This is a genomic window from Pseudomonas sp. RA_5y_Pfl1_P24, assembly GCF_963970945.1.
Lineage (GTDB): Bacteria > Pseudomonadota > Gammaproteobacteria > Pseudomonadales > Pseudomonadaceae > Aquipseudomonas > Aquipseudomonas tritici.
Window position 1 is genome coordinate 69619 of sequence record NZ_CAXAOJ010000011.1, and the last position, 17173, is coordinate 86791.

The window sequence follows — 17173 nt, forward strand, 5'->3', positions numbered from 1 at the left end:
GAAGACAGCTTAGGCGAACGAAGCGGGTCCGTTCGCCTGGTCACGCCTAGCGTATCAGATGCACGTGCAGGCCTTTGGCATCACCGGCGCCGGTTTCCAGGCGAGCAGCGCGCACGCCTTTGTCGATCAGGCCCTGGCGCCACGCTTCGGCGCTCGGCCCGGTCAAACTGACGCGCAACGTGGTGTCGAGGTTCAACCCACGGGAAATCAAGGTCAGCCAGGTGGTGTCGGGGGCGCCGGCGAGCGCGGGGAAGTCCAGCTCTCCGGTGCTCTTCAGCTCGCGCGACAGGGTCGCCGAGGTCGGCAATAGATGGCCCAATGGCGCGCTGGCGTCCAATTGCTCCACATGCAGATAGGCGCGGCGATTGCCCCGGGTGATGCCATAGAGCGCGACCAGGGAGTTGGCCTGTGGCTCGGCCAGACGCAGCAACACGTATTCCTGCTGGCTGTCGGCGCCGACCAACTTGGCGTTGCCGAAAATCTCATTGGCCCACAGGCTGCTTTCACCACAATCGCGGGCATTGCACCAGAATAACAACTGCGCGCCCTTTTCCTGTAACGCTTCACGCGTCGCGGTAAACGCGGCGCTGGAGCTGTGTTCGGCGGGCAACTCATAGGTGATGGCGGTGGCTTGGCCGCGCGCGATGGCCTGGTCTTCATAGCGCAACTGGCCGCTGATCTTGCGGATCGCGCCCATGGGGTAGATGCGTTCTTTTTCTTCAGCGGGCCGGTAATCGACAATTTGCGAATCGACCTGGCGGGCCACGGCGGGCAGGTCCTGGCTACCCGGTAGGTCGGCGGCGAATACCAACGGGCTAAGCAGGCTTAAGCCCAAGACGCGGATACATCCGTTACGCACGCTCATAAGATCAACGAGCCCTGGCCATCGTTGGTCATAGCGATGTTGAAGTTGTTCATGGTTGACTCCTTTTCAATCCGCCCAGCCTCGGCAGTTGACCGCCCCAAGTCAAGGCGCTCGGAAGAACCGATTGAAACAGTCTGCAACAAGGAGCGCCCCGGACTCATCATTCAGGTGCAAATGATGGCCACCGGGCAGCGTGGTCACGGTAAAGGGTAGCTGGGAAAGCAATTCGGGATGTTTCGCCAGCATGCCGTCGGCAGCGACCACTAACTGCGTAGGGCACCTTACGCGCCGCACGAAGGCCATGGCTTGTTCGTCGGTCAGGCGCATCGGCGAAGCCAGGGTCAGGCGGCTATCGGTACGCCAGGTGTAACCACCCGGCACCGGCATCAAACCGCGCTGGGCCAGCAGTTCTGCGGCTTCGCGACTGACCGCTACCACGCCTTTCATGCGCGCTTCGACGGCGCTATCCAGGGTGTTATAGACCGGCTTGCGCTTGTCCTGCAGGTTCAATTGCGCTTGCAACGCCATGCCCAGCCGCTCGGCGGCGTTCTCACCGTTGGCCGTCGGCGGGATCACGCCGTCGATCAATCCCAGGTGCGTTACGCGCTCCGGCAACGCACCGGCGAGCACCAGAGACACGATAGCGCCGAGAGAGTGACCAAGTAATGCAAAACGTTTCCACCCGAGTTGCTCGGCGACTTGCAGCACGTCATAGACGTAATCCCACAAGGCATAACCGGCGCCTGTAGGACGATGCGCCGAATGCCCGTGCCCGGCCATATCCAGCGCAACGACGCGCAAACCCTGAAGTTTCGGGGCCAGTCGCGCAAAGCTGTTGGCGTTGTCCAGCCAGCCATGCAGCGCGATCACCGGCACACCGTCCTCGGGGCCGAACAGGTGGGCCGCCAGTTCGATATGCGGCAGGCTCAGGCGGACGTCCTCGACGGGTGTGCTCATGCGCAACTACGCTCGCGCGTGTCCCAGCGGGAAAACAGGTTCTTGATCAAGGTCGCGGTGTCTTGGGGGCGCTCAAGGGGGAACATATGGCCGCCGGGCATGGTGAGCATTTCACCCATGGGCAGACGTCCGACGCCGCTGGCGTGGTGACGCATCACTACGCGGCTCTGTCGGCCGCGCACCACCGCCAGCGGCACCTTCAATTGGCGCACCTGGCCCGGGCTGGTGTGCGGCACGCCACGGTAGATGCTGATTTCGGTGGCTGGGTCAAAGCGCAGGCGCAGGCGATCACCCACCTGATACAAGCCATGTTGCAGGTAAGCGTCGAAGCATTCCGGGTCAAAGCCACGGAACAAGGTCTTGCCGGCGAAGTAACTGCGCGCAGCCTCTAGGTCGGTAAATTCCTCGCGACGGCCCAGGGTGCGTCCAGCCGGGGTCAGGCGGTCGATGAAACCCAAGCGCTTGGCCGCGCGAATTACCCAGCGGTCGGCGCGGGTCAGCACCGGCGAATCGAGCATCACCACACCGCGATACAACTGCGGGCAACGCATGGCCGCGTGCAGATGCAACACGCCGCCCAAGGAATGGCCCACGCCCCACACCGGTTCCGGCTGCTGCTCAAGGTGGTGGATCAACTCGTCCACCAGATTCTGCCAATTATCATCCACCGGAAACCTGGCGTCATGACCGTGCTGCGGCAGATGAGCCACCGTGTATTCCGGGGCCAGGGCGGCAAACAGCTTGCCGTAGGTGGCCGAAGGGAAGCCATTGGCGTGGGCAAAAAACACATGCTGCGACATACCGGATCCATCTACAAAAACAGAGACTGATTGTCACCATGCCTGGCCGGCACAGCAATGACTGTAACTGCCAGGAATGATGACACTCACGCCACGCCTATCGCACCGGTGGGTTCTCGCCCAGCGGTACCACCGCCATGGTCAGGCGCGAGATGCAACTGGCCTTGCCATCGTCGCTGGTCAAGCGGATGTCCCACACCTGAGTAGTGCGGCCGATGTGAATCGCGCGCGCCACGGCAGTCACCCGCCCGCTGCGCACACCACGCAGGTGGTTGGCGTTGACCTCAAGGCCGACGCAATAGAACTTGGCGGGATCAATACACAGGTAGGCGGCCGTCGAGCCGACGGTTTCTGCCAACACCACCGACGCACCACCGTGCAGCAAGCCGTAGGGTTGATGGGTGCGATGATCGACCACCATGCTGGCGGTCAGGGACTCGTCGTCCACGCTGTCGAAGCGAATATCCAGCAGCTCACCGATGGTGTTTTTCTGCATGGCATTGAGTTGTTCGATATTCGGCTGGGTACGCCACAGGCTCATACAGGTGTCCTTCTTGGTTTTATGATGGGCCTAATCCTGCCACAGAACCGATTCGGAACGCTCGCTCCACGCCTGCAATTGTGCACCGTAGGTCGATTCGATCACGTTGCGCTTGATCTTCAGGGTCGGGGTCAGAAAGCCGTTTTCCACCGCCCAGTTTTCGTTGACCACCACCAGTTGACGCAAATGCTCATGCTTGTCCAAGGCGCCGTTGACCTGTTCCAACAGGCGCTCAAGGCTGCTGCGCAGCACTTGCCGGTCCTGGCTCCCCGCCGACAGCACACACAGGCCGATTGGCGCAGCCAGGCCGTCGCCCACTACGCACACCTGCTCGATGCGCGAGTGTTCGGCCAGGCGGTTTTCGATCGGCGCCGGGGCCACGTATTTGCCTTTGCTGGTCTTGAAGATTTCCTTGAGCCGCCCGGTCAGGCGCAAACGGCCATCGGCATCCTGCTCGCCCTTGTCGCCGGTACGCAAGAACCCATCGGCGGTGAGGGTCTCGCAGGTTTTCTGTGGGTCCTTGAAGTAGCCGAGCATGGTCGCACCGCTACGCACCTGCACTTCGCCCGAGGGGTCGATGCGCACTTCAACACCGGGGCACGGCAGGCCAATCCAGCCGAGGATCTGCTGGCCGGGACGACACACATGGGAGTAGCCGCAGCTCTCGGTCATGCCATACACCTCGAGCACATCCAGGCCCAGGCGTTGGTACCAGCGCAGCAGCGCCTCGGGCACGGGCGCCGCGCCGGACAGTGCGATGCGCAACGCGTCCAGGCCCAGGCCGGCAAGTACCTTGTGGCCTACGCGTTTGCCGATAAAGGGCAGGCGCAGCAAGGTATCGAGGCGCTTTTGCGGGATCTTGGCGTAGACGCCCATCTGGAATTTGCTCCAGATCCGCGGCACGCCAAACAGTGCGGTCGGACGTGCCCTACGCAGATCGGTCAGAAAAGTCTCCAGGCTTTCTGCGAAATAAACCGTTTGCCCGGTGTAAATCGACGCCATCTCCACAAACATCCGCTCCGCCACGTGGCACAACGGCAGGTAGGACAACAGCCGGTCGCCCTCCCCCAGCCCAAATAACTCGGCGCCGCGGGTGGCGGCAAACCCCAAGGCGCCAAAGCTGTGCATCACGCCTTTGGGCAGGCCGGTGGTGCCGGAGGTATAGATGATGGTGGCCAGGTCCGAAGCGGCAGGCTGGGGGTCGTCATGAATCGACGGGCAGGCTTGCAGGTCGGCCCAACTGAAATCGAACGCGCCCGACGGGCACAGTGGCAGGCTGATGGTCGGCACACCCGCCGGCACACCGGGTGCCATGGCGGGCCAATCGTCGAGCTTGCCGATAAACACCAGTGCCGCCTCGGAATGGCTGAGCACATGGGCAACGGAGTCGGCGGTGAGGTTGGGGTACAGCGGCACAGAGACGTGCCCGGCCATCCAGATCGCCAAGTCGGCAATGATCCAGTGCGCGCAGTTTTTCGAGATCAGGGCAATGTGCGAGCCCTGGGGCAATTCGCGAGCACGCAGCCACTGCGCGGCGCAACGGGCCTGGTGGCCGACATCGCCCCAACTGAGGCGTTGCACCTCGCTGCCGCCAACGGGCTGGACCAGAAAGGTCTGACGCGGGTGGCGCGCTTCACGTTCAAAGAAGACCTGCAACGGCAAACGAAAAGCGACAGGCATGGGACGCGCTCCTTTGTGGTCCGACGATAGCCAACCAAGCACTTGCTTGGTTGAATATATAGCACACACAAAGCAGCGATATAGCCTACGGGTGTTTCACACCGACCAGGCTCATAAGCCCCGCCAGCGGGAAATCCCCCTCCAGTTCCGCCAGGCTGGCGGTGTGCATCGGCTGCGGCTGACGCTGGTGACCATGCTGCAGAAAGCTGATCAGGCTGCCCACCAACGGCTGGTGGCTGACCAGCAGCACGTTGTCATCGGTGTCGAGCTTTTCCAGCACCTGCAAAGGATTGCCCTCCGGCGTCAGCCACGCAACCGTGCGAATATCCGGCTCGAAACCCAAGGCCTCACGCACCAGGTGCGCGGTCTGCTGCGCCCGCACATAGGGGCTGGCGATGATGGCGCTGAGGGGTTGGCCAATCAGGTGCGCAGCACTGCGCAACACTTCGGCGCGCCCGTGTTCAGTGAGGTTGCGCTGAGCGTCGGAGGGGGCATGGGCTTCTGCTTCCCCGTGACGCAAAATCCACAACTTCACAGCTTTGGCTCCTCATCACGCACCGGGTGCGGCGCTGGCGGCACACTGTGGGCGGCTTCGCCCTCGGGTGCGCGCGGGGTCGGCCAGTCGGCGAACGGCCATGGTTTCTGTTCGGAGTGGAAGCTGCCGAAACGGCCGATCTGCGCCAGGAACTGGCTGAGGCTGTCGCCGAAGTTCATCAGGCCCAGGTTCGGTGCGCCATAGATCAAGCGGTAGATCAACTGCACCACCACCAGCGCGCCGAGCAGGAACTGCGCCACCTGCCACACCAGGGCAAACACCAGCATCCACAGGATTCGCAGGCCAATGGATTCGTACTTGGGCGCTGCTTTTGGATCGTTCATGACGCGTTCCTCAGTTGAAACCACTGGTGGAAATAAAGTCGACATCGGTTTTCGGCTCGGCGCGCATCAGCAGCTCGATGACCTGGTCCAAGGTGCGCCCTTCAAACAGGATAGCGTGCAGCCCGGCGACCAGCGGCATATACACGCCGGCCTCCTGGGCCTTGGCCTTGAGCACCTTGAGGGTGTTGACGCCTTCGGCCACTTCACCCAGGCGCGTGACCGCGTCATCCAGGCTCAAGCCCTGGCCGAGGGCGAAACCCACCTGGTAGTTGCGGCTTTTCGGCGAGGAGCAGGTGACGATCAAGTCGCCCACACCCGCCAGCCCCAGGAAGGTCATCGGGTTGGCGCCCTGATTCACGGCAAAACGGGTCATCTCGGCCAAGGCGCGGGTGATCAGCATGCTCTTGGTGTTTTCGCCCATGCCCAGCGCCACGGCCATGCCGGCGATGATCGCATAGACGTTTTTCAGCGCACCGCCCAGTTCGACGCCAAAGCGGTCGTTGCTGGCATAGACGCGGAAGGTCCGGCCATGGAGCACGGCCTGGACGCGCTCGCAGAGCGCTTCGTCTTCACTGGCGACCACGGTGGCGGTCAGCGCATGCTCGGCCACTTCCCGCGCCAGGTTCGGCCCGGACAGCACGCCAATGCGCGCCTGAGGAGCGATTTCTTCAAGGATTTCACTCATCAGCTTGAAGGTCTGCGCCTCGATGCCTTTAGTCAGGCTGACCAGCAGCTTGCCCGCCAGGCGTTCGGCGTGAGGCGCCAACACCGAACGCAGTGCGCTGGACGGCAGCGCGACAAAGCACAGGTCGCAGGCTGTGAGGGTTTCCAGCAGGTCGGTGACAGGCTCGACCGCCGGATGAATCTTGATGCCTTTGAGGTAACGCGGATTTTCCCGGTTAACCCGAATGGCCTCGGCCTGTTCCGGATCGCGCATCCACTGGCGCACAGCGTGACCGTTTTCGGCCAGCAAATTTGCCACGGCGGTACCAAAACTTCCGCCTCCCAGGACCGCGATAGGGCGCTGTTCAGTCATATGCAATCCGTTAATCCATACCAGTGGCGATGGCGCATTATACGGGCCGACCCGCTTGCGGCCAGCCCCCGTATCAATTCATGCGTTTGCCGGAAAATGGCAAATTTACATGAAGTAATTACAAGTCCGACGACTGGCAAAAGGCCCCACCTCAGTTAACATGGGCGGCTATCCGCAATTATCAAGGCCGTGCCGTGTATTTGGGCCCTCCTCCTCGTCTACCTCTGTGGCTGATGCTGCTGTGCAGCGCGCCGGTCATGGCCGATGACCTGTTCCTCGACAGCCAGCCCCTGCCCCAAGTGTTGACCGCCACGCGCCTCAAGCAATCGGCCGCCGCCGTGCCTGGCAGTATGACCGTGATCGACAGCCAGCTGATCAAGGCCAGTGGCGCGCGGGATATCAGTGAACTGCTGCGGCTGGTACCAGGGATGATGGTCGGCTACACCACCGGCAACCAGGCGACGGTGAACTACCATGGCACCAGTGCCAGCGATGCGCGGCGCATGCAGGTGCTGATAGACGGCCGCTCGGTGTATCGCGCGGGCCTGGCCACCGTGGACTGGAGCGACATTCCGGTCGCCATGGAAGATATTGAGCGCATCGAAGTGTTCCGCGGCCCCAACACCGTCAGCTACGGCGCCAATGCCTTGATGGCGGTCGTCAACATCCTCACGCGCTCGCCGGCCAACAGCCATGGCTCGCGGGTCAAGGTGGTGCGTGGCGCACGCGGCATCAACGACTTCTATGCCAGCCAGGGCGCAGGCTGGGAAACCGGCGACTTGCGCTTGTCCCTCTCCGGGCAACAGGACGACGGCTTCGACAGCGACGCTGCCGGCGCCGACCGCCGTGACGGCCGCCGCCTCAACCGCTTCAGCCTGGCGATCAGCCAGACGCTGAACACCCAACAGAGCATCGACGTGCAGTTGGATGCAAAGGAAGGCACCAACCAACGACCTTATACCTACACTCCAGTGTTTGCCGGGATTACCGAAGGCGGTAACAATTCCGACGTCACAGCCAAAGACTACGCGGGTTCCCTGCGCTGGAATTTTGATTTCAACCCTGACCACAGCCTGTATATCCAGGGCTCGGCCCAACAGTGGGATCGCCGGCAAATCTGGAAAGCCTGTGATGCCAAGGTCTCGTTCAGCCCGGAGCTGACCCAGTTATGGCAGTTGAACCCCAATTATGCCGAACGGCTGGCCCGGCACATGGACACCTACAGCCAAGGCAGTGCGCCACCGGGCAGCCCCGCCGAGCAAGCCCTGGCCGACCAGGTGCTGGACCAATGGCGTAACGGCGCCAACCAGAGCGTGTGCGGTGACATCGACCAAAGCACTCGCGAAAGCCGCTATGACCTGGAGATTCAGGACACTCTCAGCCTGTCCGACAGCCTGCGCCTGGTCAGCGGCATGAACTACCGCTACGACCGCGCCGACTCCGACACCTATTTCAACGGCACTCTGGACGACAGCACCTGGCGTCTGTTCGGCCAGTTGGAATGGCGCGCCAGCGAGCATTGGCTGCTGCAAGGCGGCGCGATGTACGAAGACACGCACCTGAGCGGCAACTCGCTGACGCCACGGGTGGCCGTCAACTACCTGATCAACCCGCGCCACGGCCTGCGGGCGGTGTATTCCGAAGCGATCCGCTCGCCGGACATGTTCGAGAACAATGTCAACTGGAGCTATCGCGTCACCAACCTCGGCTCCCCGGCCTATGGGCAGACCACCGGGCAATACTTCGTAAAGACCCGGGGCCCGGGCAACCTCGATAAAGAGATGATGAAATCGAGGGAACTAGGGTACAACGGCTTTTTTGCCGACATCGGGCTGAACATGGACGTGAAACTGTTCTACGACGAGATCACCAACATGATCAGCTCGCCGCTGCGCAATAACCAATACATTGCCAGCAACGCCAACAGCTCTCGGTTTACCGGTGCTGAATCCCAGTTCGACTGGCGCGTGAGCAACGCCGACCGCCTGCGGCTGACCTATGCTTACGTCGATGCCACCAGCAGTAACCCGCGTGATAAAGCACAAACCGCGCGTAACAGTGGCTCCGCCGGCTGGTTGCGTGAATGGGGTCAGGGCTGGTCGAGCGCGCTGTTCTACTATGGCGACGACGCACTCAACGGCTATCGCTTCGAACGGGCCGACCTGCGGGTGGCCAAGCGCATTGCCTTGGGCAAAGCCAATGTGGAGCTGGCCGGCATGCTGCAACAACGCCTCGACAACCAGCCCACCACCTGGGCCGATAACAATTATGACAGTCGCCACGTGCTCTACTTCAGCGCGGAGTTAGAGTTCTGACATGGGCGACTCGTCACGGATGACCCGTTCTTTTATCAATACGCTCTGTCGACGCGCTGCGCTGCTCGGTTGCCTGCTGTTTGCCGCTCCTGCCTGGAGCGCCGATATCCTGCTGACCGCCGCCGAAGACGGCGCGGGCGTGCAGGCCTTTGCCCAGGCGCTGGCCCAACAACGCCCCGAAGACCACGTCACTTTCACCGCCCTCAAGGATTTACCGGCTCCCAGCCACCTGCCGGCCAACACGCGCCTGATCCTGCTCGACCTGCCCGGCCTCGACTGGCGCCTGCAGGACACCCTGGGCCCGCCGACCCTGGTGCTGCGCATCAGTCGGGTGCAAGCCCACCAGCGCCTGGGCACAACGCAGCACCCACGCATCAGCCTGTTGTGGAGCGACCCGCCGCTGGAGCGCCAATTGAGCCTGATCACCGGCATCCTTCCCCAAGCACGGCGCATCGGCGTGCTCTATGGCACCGAAAGTGAATTTCTCCTGCCCGAATTGCGCCAGCACGCCACGCCCTTGGGCCTGGAAATCGTGCCGCAGCGCTGGGACAACATTAATGACAGTCGGCCGCTACAAACCCTGTTCAGAAAAAGTGACGTGTTGCTCGGCCTCGACGACCCGCAGTTGTACAACCCGAAAACCGCGAAGAACCTGTTGCTGAGCAGCTATGCCCAGCAATTGCCGCTGGTGGGCCCAAATGCGGGCTTTGTGCGGGCCGGCAGCCTGGCCAGCACCTACAGCGACCAGGACGACTGGCTGCGCGTGCTCGACCGCCTGCTCGACCATCCGCCAGCCCATTGGCCGAGTTCGCTGTATCCGGAACACTTCAAAGTCGTGGGCAACCCGCAAGTCGCGCGCTCACTGGGGATCGAACAGGTGGACGAAGCCAGCGTTGCCACGCGATTGGCCGAAGGAGAAAAACGCCCATGACCTTGCGTCGCCGTTGGGATATCAACACCCGTACCCAGCTCATCACCCTGGGCCCGGCACTGTTGCTGACGTTGCTGTTGATCAGCTTCTTTACCTTCGTGCGTATCCAGGACCTGCGCCAGGAACTGGACCACACCGGCCAATTGATCGCGAACCAACTGGCGCCCGCCACCGAATACGGGGTGATTTCCGGCAACAATGATGTGCTTGATAGCCTGTTGCGCGCGACGCTGGCCACGCCCCATGTGCGCTTCCTGGAGATCCAGGACAGCAGCGAGAACATTCTGGTGTACGTCGAGCAACCTTCAGAGAACCACGACCGTTCGCTGTCGGTAAAAGTGTTCCAGGCGCCGATTCGCCTGCAACACATCCAGTTGGGCAATGACTTCTTCCAGGACACCCTCAACGAACCCAAGGCACCGCGTGCGGACTACCTGGGCCGGGTGATCGTCGGCATGTCCAACGACGCGTTCAGCCAGCGCCAGCAGGAGATCCTGTTGAAGGCCGGCATCCTGGCGCTGTTCGCCCTGTTGTTCACCTTCCTGCTCGCACGGCGCCTGGCCGCCAGCCTGTCACAACCGATCAGCGCCATGGGCAATGCGGTGAAGGCCATCCAGCAAGGGGACTACAAGACGCCGCTGCCGATCGTGGATGACTCGGAGCTCGGCGACCTGTCGCGGCATATCAATAACCTCGCCGAAGGGCTCAACCAGGCCAGTCGCGAACAACAGCAGGCCATGGCCCAGTTGATCCAGACCCGCGAAGAAGCCGAGCGCGCCAACAACGCCAAGTCGGATTTCCTGGCGATGATGAGTCATGAGCTGCGCACGCCCATGAACGGTGTGCTGGGCATGTTGCAGCTGCTGGAAACCACCGAGATGACCGAGGAGCAGACCGAGTACGCGGCGCTGGCTTGCGAGTCCACCGAGCATTTGCTCAAGGTCATCAATGACATCCTCGACTTCTCGCGGATCGAACGCGCCGCGCTGGAGTTGGAGCACATTCCGTTCAACCTCGCGGACCTGATCAACAACTGCGCCCAGGCCTTCCAGCACAGCGCGCAGCAGCGTGGGTTGGCGCTGCAGCTGTCGATCCCGCAAGGAATGGACGCCTTGCGCGTGCAGGGCGACCCGACGCGGATCCGCCAAATCCTGGTGAACCTGATCGGCAACGCACTGAAGTTTACCGAGCACGGCGCGGTCAGCGTTGAACCCCAGTGGCAGACCCTCGACCATGAACTGATGTGGTTCACCTGTACCGTGCGTGACAGTGGCATCGGAATTTCCACCGAGCGCCTGGAGTTGATGTTCGATGCATTCCAGCAAGCCGACAGTTCCATTTCAAGACGTTACGGCGGCACCGGCCTGGGACTGCCCATCGCCCGTACCCTCGCTGAACGCATGGGCGGCACCCTGCGCGCCCAGAGCGAAGAAGGCCGTGGTTCGTTGTTCACCCTGGAAATTCCCCTGGCCATTGATCAGCAAAGCTTGCCGACCATCGCTACCGACGCCGACGGCAAAGGCAGCGCCGGCGATGGCCGCCATGTCCTGCTGGTGGAAGATAACCCAGTCAACCGCACCGTGGTCGAAGCCATGCTGCGCAGCCTGGGTTTCGCAGTGAGCATTGCCACCGACGGCGCCGAGGCGATCCGTAGCGCCGAAAGCCTGATTTTCACGGCGATCCTGATGGATTGCCGGCTGCCGCTGATCGATGGCTACGAAGCCACCCGGCAGATTCGCCAATTGCCGGGGTGCGCTGACCTGCCGATCATCGCCCTGACCGCCAACGCCTTGCAGGGTGACCGTGAAGCCTGTCTTGCAGCCGGAATGAACGATTACCTGGCCAAGCCGTTCAAACGCACGGATTTGCAGCAAATCCTGCAACGTTGGGTGCAATAGCGCCGCGCCATCAGCCAACTCCGACTGGCGTGAAAGGCGAAAGTGCGGCAGTCTTAGGCACCCGAACGGGCCCATAAACAGACCCGGTTTAAAATTTCAGTGAACAAGTGTACATTCAGTGCCTTGCCGCTGTGACTTTCACTACAACGCAATAGTCTATGTGTAGGCTGCCGACATGAGGCATGAACGCTTCATTCGGTTCGGGAAGATTTGCCCTACCCTGCCGCATGGGATTATTGAGGAGCTCGCATGACCAAACAAAACGCCTTTACTCGGGAAGACCTGCTGCGCTGCAGTCGCGGTGAGCTGTTCGGCCCAGGTAACGCGCAACTGCCCGCCCCGAACATGCTGATGGTGGATCGCATCACCCATATCAGCGAAGAAGGTGGCAAGTACGGCAAAGGTGAATTGGTCGCCGAGCTGGATATCACCCCGGACCTGTGGTTCTTCGCCTGCCATTTCGAAGGTGACCCGGTGATGCCAGGCTGCCTGGGCCTTGACGCCATGTGGCAACTGGTTGGCTTCTATCTGGGCTGGCAAGGCCTGCCGGGTCGCGGTCGCGCCCTGGGGTCAGGCGAAGTGAAATTCTTTGGCCAGGTCTTGCCGACCGCCAAGAAAGTCACCTACAACATTCAAATCAAGCGCGTCCTCAAGGGCAAGCTGAACCTAGCTATCGCTGACGGTTCGGTGACTGTCGACGGTCGCGAGATCTATACTGCCGAAGGCCTTCGAGTCGGCGTATTCACTTCCACTGACAACTTTTAAGGGTTATCCGCATGCGCCGCGTCGTTATCACTGGTCTGGGCATCGTTTCTTGCCTGGGCAATGACAAAGAGACCGTCACCGCTAACCTGCGTGCAAGTCGCCCTGGCATCCGCTTCAACCCGGAATATGCCGAAATGGGTCTGCGTAGCCAGGTTTCCGGCTCCATCGACCTGCCCCTCGAAGAACTGATCGATCGCAAGATCTATCGCTTCGTCGGCCACGCAGCCGCCTACGCCTACCTGGCGATGAAAGACGCGATCGCCGACTCCGGCCTGAGCGAAGACCAGGTATCCAACGTACGCACCGGCCTGATCGCTGGCTCCGGCGGCGCATCGACCCTCAACCAGATGGAAGCGCTGGACATCCTGCGCGAAAAAGGCGTGAAGCGCGTCGGCCCGTACCGTGTTACGCGGACCATGGGCAGTACCGTTTCGGCCTGCCTGGCCACGCCATTTGCAATCAAGGGCGTGAACTACTCGATCTCCTCCGCCTGCGCCACCAGTGCTCACTGCATCGGGACTGCCGTTGAGCAGATCCAGCTGGGCAAGCAGGACATCGTGTTCGCCGGCGGCGGTGAAGAAGAGCATTGGAGCCAATCGTTCCTGTTCGACGCCATGGGTGCACTGTCCACCCAGTACAACGAAACCCCGGAAAAGGCCTCCCGCGCCTACGACGCCAAGCGTGACGGTTTCGTCATTGCCGGCGGTGGTGGCATGGTGGTGGTCGAGGAGCTGGAACACGCTCTGGCCCGTGGTGCCAAGATCTACGCGGAAATCGTTGGCTACGGCGCGACGTCCGATGGCTACGACATGGTTGCACCAAGCGGTGAAGGCGCCATCCGTTGCATGCAGATGGCAATGTCTACCGTTGACACCCCAATCGACTACCTGAATACCCACGGCACGTCGACTCCGGTCGGTGACGCCAAGGAAATGGAAGGCGTGCGGGCGGTTTTCGGCGACAAGGCCCCGGCCATCAGCTCTACCAAGAGCCTGTCCGGTCACTCCCTGGGCGCCGCTGGCGTTCACGAAGCGATCTACTGCCTGCTGATGATGGAAGGCAACTTCATGGCCGGCTCGGCCAACATCGACGAGATTGATCCGGTTGTGGCTGATATGCCAATCCTGACCAAGACAGTTGAAAACGCCAAGATCGACACCGTGATGAGCAACAGCTTCGGCTTTGGTGGCACTAACGCTACCCTGGTGCTGAAACGCTGGCAGGGTAAATAAACCCCGCAGGTTGATCATATGAAAAGCCCCGACTGGTTCGGGGCTTTTTTGTGGGTCACTGAATTTGAGATCGTGCTGCTACACAGAAAACCGCGCCACCATCGAATTCAAATCCACCGCCAACCGCGACAACTCCTGGCTCGCCGCACTCGCCTGATTCGCCACCTCGATGTCTGATACGCCAGATCGCGAACGTTCATCAAATTGCGATCCACTTCCCGCGCCACTGCCGCCTGTTGCTCAGACGCACTGGCAATCACCAGGTTACGCTCATTGATGAGGGTAAACGCCGAGGCAATTTCCTCCAGCGCCGTGCCCGCCGAGGTCACACAGCTGAGTTCTTCAGAGGCCGACGCCAACTGGTTGGAAGACGCGGAGATACGCCGGATGGTCTCGCTCAAGTTCTCCTGCATGCCCTTGAGCGCCTGCTGCAAGCGCGCCGGCTCGTCGCGGCCACTCACGCCGACCTCACCGGTCAAGTCCCCGCTGGCCACGCCCTGGGCGACTTTCAACGACTACGCCAACGGCAGCACGATACTGCGTGTCAGCAAAACCGCCCAGGGCAAACACCATCAACGCCAACACACCAAAACCCAATCCTGCACGCGGGGCGATATTCAGACGTCTGATACTCATGCCTTGGCTCCTTCCAAACGCGCTGCATCCATTTGCAGCTGGCTCCTGAAAGGAATCGGCCCATTACGGCGATTGCGCAGGACCACAACGCGATATCAACGTGCTCCGCCATCGCGGCTCGCTTTAGGCAAGACGGCAAGAAAGTTGTCACGCGCGACTTTTTTGGCAACCTCCTCAGGCAACGCATCTAGAAAAGGGTCAAAGCGGCGCATTTCCTTACCCAGATTGTTGAAACGCCCGACTACATCCGAGCCCACCATAAACCGATCTGGAAAGCGCCTCACCAGCGCTACCCACTCCGAGCGTGGCTGACCTGCGTCGTCCAGTAGATACGGCGTGAGCATGCTCCAGGACAAGTCGATATACAGGTTGGGGTAGGCCTCCAGCATGCGGCTCAACGCGGGCAACAAAAAGTCCATCTGCACCTGATGCCGCTGGATTTCCTTGCTGGTGCCGGCATGGGCCCAGATAAAGCGGGTGTGCGGATGGTTGCGCAGCGGCTCCTCGACCTCGGCGAGATACAGCGGGTTACGCTCGCGTTTGGAGGTGATATTGGAGTGCAGCATCACCGGCAGGTCGTTTTCCGCGGCGAGGTGATAGATGCGTGTCATGGCTTCGTTATTCGCGCGCGGTGTGTCACCCGCCGTGATGGCTGTGAGGTCGTCATGGCGCGTGAAGACTTCGCCGATGCCCTGCCAAAGCCCTGGGTTGAGGTCGAGCATGCGCTGGATATGGGCGTCCGAATTCTTGTCATTGGGATTGAAGCCGGACAGGAACGGATGAAAGTGCTGGCGCTGCTCTGGGGTCAGTTTGTTGACGGCTGCCGCGACGATCACGTCGGTGGCGCTGTACCAATAGGCATCGGCGTCATCACCGGCGTAGTAGCGTGGGCGTTTGGGCTCGTCTTCGTGCCATTTCTTCGCGACCGGTATGCCGGAAATCATCACATGCTCAATGCGGTTGTCGGCCATCGCCTTGAGCAGCTTGTCCATGCCCGCGGTTTCCTGGAAGAAATCCACGTAATGCAGGTGCGCGTCGCTGTAGGCATAGTCGCGAGCCTGCACGGCAAGGCTACTGGCGGCGAGCCACAAGGCAAGGGTCAGGCGAGTCCAGGGCACGGTAAAACCTCGATTAGGGCTGATACGGGTAGACCTTGCGCGCCATGCCAGGTTCATCCAGCAAAAAACGCGGAACACCGAAGTGCCCGCATGCTCTATAACTGCATGACCTTCATCCTGCCACCCTGTGAGGTTTGCCATGCCTGTTACCGTGAATACCCTGAACCAGGACAACTTTCGCCATAGCGTCAATATCAACAACCATGAGTTGTTTACTGACCTGCCCAAAAGCCTGGGCGGCGACGATTCGGCGCCCTCCCCCCATGACTACTTCGACGCGGCACTGGCGTCGTGCAAGGCCTTGACCGTCAGGCTTTATGCCCAGAAAAAAGACATCCCGCTGACCGGCGTGACCGTGGAAGTCACCCACGACGCCACCGAAGAGCAAAAGGGCAAATACAAACTCAACGTCAAGCTGACGCTAAAGGGCGTACTTACCGACGAACAACGCGATGAGCTACATCGCGTGGCTGATCGCTGCCCGGTGCACAAGTTGATGACTACCGCCGAGGTCAGCATCGAGACCCAATTGTCGGAAGGCGCCTTCAGCCAATAGCGGCAACATCCTACCGAGCGGGTTATGCTCAGAAGCATCCAACCCGCTCAGACTGGGATGCACCATGACCACCCTCACCGTGATCCGCCCTCGCCCCGAAGATGTCGAAGGCCAACCGATCCTGCGCCCTTTGCCGTCGCGAGAATGCCGCAGCGTTGGGCCTTTTGTGTTTTTCGACCATATGCTGCTCACCCGCTACACGCCGGGCGATGGCATGAACATCCGCCAGCACCCGCATATCGGGCTGTCGACCCTCACTTATCTGTTCAACGGTGCACTGCAGCATAAGGACAGCCTGGGCTCGGACCAAGTGGTGCAAGCCGGCGATGTCAGCTGGATGACTGCCGGTAGTGCGATTGCCCACGTCGAGCGCACGCCAGAGGCGCTCAAGGCCAGCGGTTTCAGCCTGCATGGGCTGCAAGTCTGGCTGGCATCACCAAAGGACCACGAAACGGGGCCGGGGCATTACAGCCATCACCCGGCAGCGAGCTTGCCGGTGAGTGACAACCTCGGCGTGCAGATCCGCCTGATTGCGGGTGATGGGTTCTGCCTCAAGTCGCCGGTGCCGGTGCTATCGCCCACGCTGTATGCAGAGGTGCGCATGCAACCCGCCACGACGCTGCTGATTCCTGATGAGCATGAGGAACGCGCGGTGTATGTGCTGGAGGGTGAAGCGCAGTTGGATGGTGAGGTGTTGGAGGTGCACAGCCTGGTAGTGTTGCCGACCGGGCAGGAAATGACGTTGTGTGCCGAGAGTGACTGCCATCTGGTGGTATTTGGCGGCGCGGCGCTGGATGGGCCACGGCGGATCAATTGGAATTTTGTGGCGAGTGACCCCTCAAGAATCGAACAGGCGCGGCAGCGCTGGGCGGCTGGGGATTGGCCGACGGTGCCGGGTGAGTCTGAAAGAATTGAGTTGCCGGTGAGATAGCATTCGCGAGCAAGCCCGCACACATTCGACCGC

At 61.3% G+C, this 17173-nt stretch carries 16 protein-coding genes and 1 pseudogene; 7 read left to right on the forward strand and 10 right to left on the reverse strand.

Annotated features, from left to right (window positions below; genetic code table 11):
* Positions 1–46: 46 nt before the first annotated feature.
* From AACY30_RS19590 to AACY30_RS19625, 8 genes are all read right to left on the reverse strand, one after another.
* On the reverse strand, positions 47–865 hold the full coding sequence (locus tag AACY30_RS19590; protein WP_339470329.1) for a DUF4892 domain-containing protein: 819 nt from the start codon (positions 863–865) through the stop codon (positions 47–49).
* A gap of 102 nt (positions 866–967) precedes the next feature.
* Positions 968–1822: an alpha/beta hydrolase gene (locus AACY30_RS19595; protein ID WP_339414658.1), complete on the reverse strand. Its 855-nt coding sequence runs from the start codon at positions 1820–1822 to the stop codon at positions 968–970.
* Positions 1819–2622 carry an alpha/beta fold hydrolase gene (locus AACY30_RS19600; protein ID WP_339540978.1) on the reverse strand — a complete coding sequence of 268 codons (804 nt, stop codon included), beginning with the start codon at positions 2620–2622 and terminating at the stop codon, positions 1819–1821. Before AACY30_RS19600 ends, AACY30_RS19595 begins: the two co-directional genes overlap by 4 nt.
* A gap of 97 nt (positions 2623–2719) precedes the next feature.
* On the reverse strand, positions 2720–3163 hold the full coding sequence (locus AACY30_RS19605) for a hotdog fold thioesterase (RefSeq protein WP_339470331.1): 444 nt from the start codon (positions 3161–3163) through the stop codon (positions 2720–2722).
* A 30-nt stretch (positions 3164–3193) separates the two neighbouring features.
* Positions 3194–4843 carry an AMP-binding protein gene (locus AACY30_RS19610; RefSeq protein WP_339540979.1) on the reverse strand — a complete coding sequence of 550 codons (1650 nt, stop codon included), beginning with the start codon at positions 4841–4843 and terminating at the stop codon, positions 3194–3196.
* An 85-nt stretch (positions 4844–4928) separates the two neighbouring features.
* Positions 4929–5378 (reverse strand): phosphohistidine phosphatase SixA, encoded by a 450-nt coding sequence (sixA, locus tag AACY30_RS19615; RefSeq protein ID WP_339540980.1) that lies wholly within the window; start codon positions 5376–5378, stop codon positions 4929–4931.
* The gene (locus tag AACY30_RS19620) at positions 5375–5722 is read right to left on the reverse strand and encodes a DUF4389 domain-containing protein (protein ID WP_339414664.1); all 348 of its coding nucleotides are present in this window, start codon (positions 5720–5722) and stop codon (positions 5375–5377) included. The genes sixA and AACY30_RS19620 overlap by 4 nt, the downstream gene beginning before the upstream one ends.
* Before the next feature lie 10 nt (positions 5723–5732).
* Positions 5733–6758 carry an NAD(P)H-dependent glycerol-3-phosphate dehydrogenase gene (locus AACY30_RS19625; RefSeq protein WP_049709214.1) on the reverse strand — a complete coding sequence of 342 codons (1026 nt, stop codon included), beginning with the start codon at positions 6756–6758 and terminating at the stop codon, positions 5733–5735.
* A 194-nt stretch (positions 6759–6952) separates the two neighbouring features.
* Between AACY30_RS19625 and AACY30_RS19630 the strand changes: the two genes are divergently transcribed.
* From AACY30_RS19630 to fabB, 5 genes are all read left to right on the forward strand, one after another.
* On the forward strand, positions 6953–9073 hold the full coding sequence (locus AACY30_RS19630) for a TonB-dependent receptor plug domain-containing protein (protein ID WP_339470335.1): 2121 nt from the start codon (positions 6953–6955) through the stop codon (positions 9071–9073).
* A gap of 1 nt (position 9074) precedes the next feature.
* Complete coding sequence (locus tag AACY30_RS19635) at positions 9075–10004, forward strand: ABC transporter substrate-binding protein (protein WP_339540981.1); 930 nt, start codon at positions 9075–9077, stop codon at positions 10002–10004.
* On the forward strand, positions 10001–11902 hold the full coding sequence (locus tag AACY30_RS19640) for an ATP-binding protein (protein WP_339470337.1): 1902 nt from the start codon (positions 10001–10003) through the stop codon (positions 11900–11902). Before AACY30_RS19635 ends, AACY30_RS19640 begins: the two co-directional genes overlap by 4 nt.
* A 249-nt stretch (positions 11903–12151) precedes the next feature.
* A complete protein-coding gene (gene fabA, locus AACY30_RS19645) occupies positions 12152–12667 on the forward strand; it encodes a 3-hydroxyacyl-[acyl-carrier-protein] dehydratase FabA (RefSeq protein WP_003210552.1) in 516 nt (171 codons plus the stop codon).
* An 11-nt stretch (positions 12668–12678) separates the two neighbouring features.
* Complete coding sequence (gene fabB / locus AACY30_RS19650) at positions 12679–13899, forward strand: beta-ketoacyl-ACP synthase I (protein WP_012723103.1); 1221 nt, start codon at positions 12679–12681, stop codon at positions 13897–13899.
* Positions 13900–13977: 78 nt separating this feature from the next.
* Here fabB and AACY30_RS19655 read toward each other — a convergent pair.
* Both AACY30_RS19655 and AACY30_RS19660 read right to left on the reverse strand, forming a co-directional pair.
* Positions 13978–14456 (reverse strand): annotated as a pseudogene (locus AACY30_RS19655) (HAMP domain-containing protein); the annotation flags it as partial.
* A gap of 174 nt (positions 14457–14630) precedes the next feature.
* Positions 14631–15653 (reverse strand): amidohydrolase family protein, encoded by a 1023-nt coding sequence (locus AACY30_RS19660; protein WP_339540982.1) that lies wholly within the window; start codon positions 15651–15653, stop codon positions 14631–14633.
* Between the two features lie 139 nt (positions 15654–15792).
* Between AACY30_RS19660 and AACY30_RS19665 the strand changes: the two genes are divergently transcribed.
* The gene (locus AACY30_RS19665) at positions 15793–16209 is read left to right on the forward strand and encodes an OsmC family protein (protein ID WP_314567716.1); all 417 of its coding nucleotides are present in this window, start codon (positions 15793–15795) and stop codon (positions 16207–16209) included.
* 64 nt (positions 16210–16273) lie between these two features.
* Complete coding sequence (locus AACY30_RS19670; protein WP_339470340.1) at positions 16274–17140, forward strand: pirin family protein; 867 nt, start codon at positions 16274–16276, stop codon at positions 17138–17140.
* Positions 17141–17173: the final 33 nt, after the last annotated feature.

Coding starts and splice junctions, on each gene's coding strand:
- AACY30_RS19635 (WP_339540981.1), top strand. CDS start 9,075: ATGGGCGACTCGTCACGGATGACCCGTTCTTTTATCAATACGCTCTGT.
- fabB (WP_012723103.1), top strand. CDS start 12,679: ATGCGCCGCGTCGTTATCACTGGTCTGGGCATCGTTTCTTGCCTGGGC.
- AACY30_RS19640 (WP_339470337.1), top strand. CDS start 10,001: ATGACCTTGCGTCGCCGTTGGGATATCAACACCCGTACCCAGCTCATC.
- AACY30_RS19620 (WP_339414664.1), bottom strand. CDS start 5,722: ATGAACGATCCAAAAGCAGCGCCCAAGTACGAATCCATTGGCCTGCGA.
- AACY30_RS19595 (WP_339414658.1), bottom strand. CDS start 1,822: ATGAGCACACCCGTCGAGGACGTCCGCCTGAGCCTGCCGCATATCGAA.
- AACY30_RS19625 (WP_049709214.1), bottom strand. CDS start 6,758: ATGACTGAACAGCGCCCTATCGCGGTCCTGGGAGGCGGAAGTTTTGGT.
- AACY30_RS19590 (WP_339470329.1), bottom strand. CDS start 865: ATGAGCGTGCGTAACGGATGTATCCGCGTCTTGGGCTTAAGCCTGCTT.
- AACY30_RS19670 (WP_339470340.1), top strand. CDS start 16,274: ATGACCACCCTCACCGTGATCCGCCCTCGCCCCGAAGATGTCGAAGGC.
- AACY30_RS19610 (WP_339540979.1), bottom strand. CDS start 4,843: ATGCCTGTCGCTTTTCGTTTGCCGTTGCAGGTCTTCTTTGAACGTGAA.
- AACY30_RS19605 (WP_339470331.1), bottom strand. CDS start 3,163: ATGAGCCTGTGGCGTACCCAGCCGAATATCGAACAACTCAATGCCATG.
- fabA (WP_003210552.1), top strand. CDS start 12,152: ATGACCAAACAAAACGCCTTTACTCGGGAAGACCTGCTGCGCTGCAGT.
- AACY30_RS19600 (WP_339540978.1), bottom strand. CDS start 2,622: ATGTCGCAGCATGTGTTTTTTGCCCACGCCAATGGCTTCCCTTCGGCC.
- AACY30_RS19665 (WP_314567716.1), top strand. CDS start 15,793: ATGCCTGTTACCGTGAATACCCTGAACCAGGACAACTTTCGCCATAGC.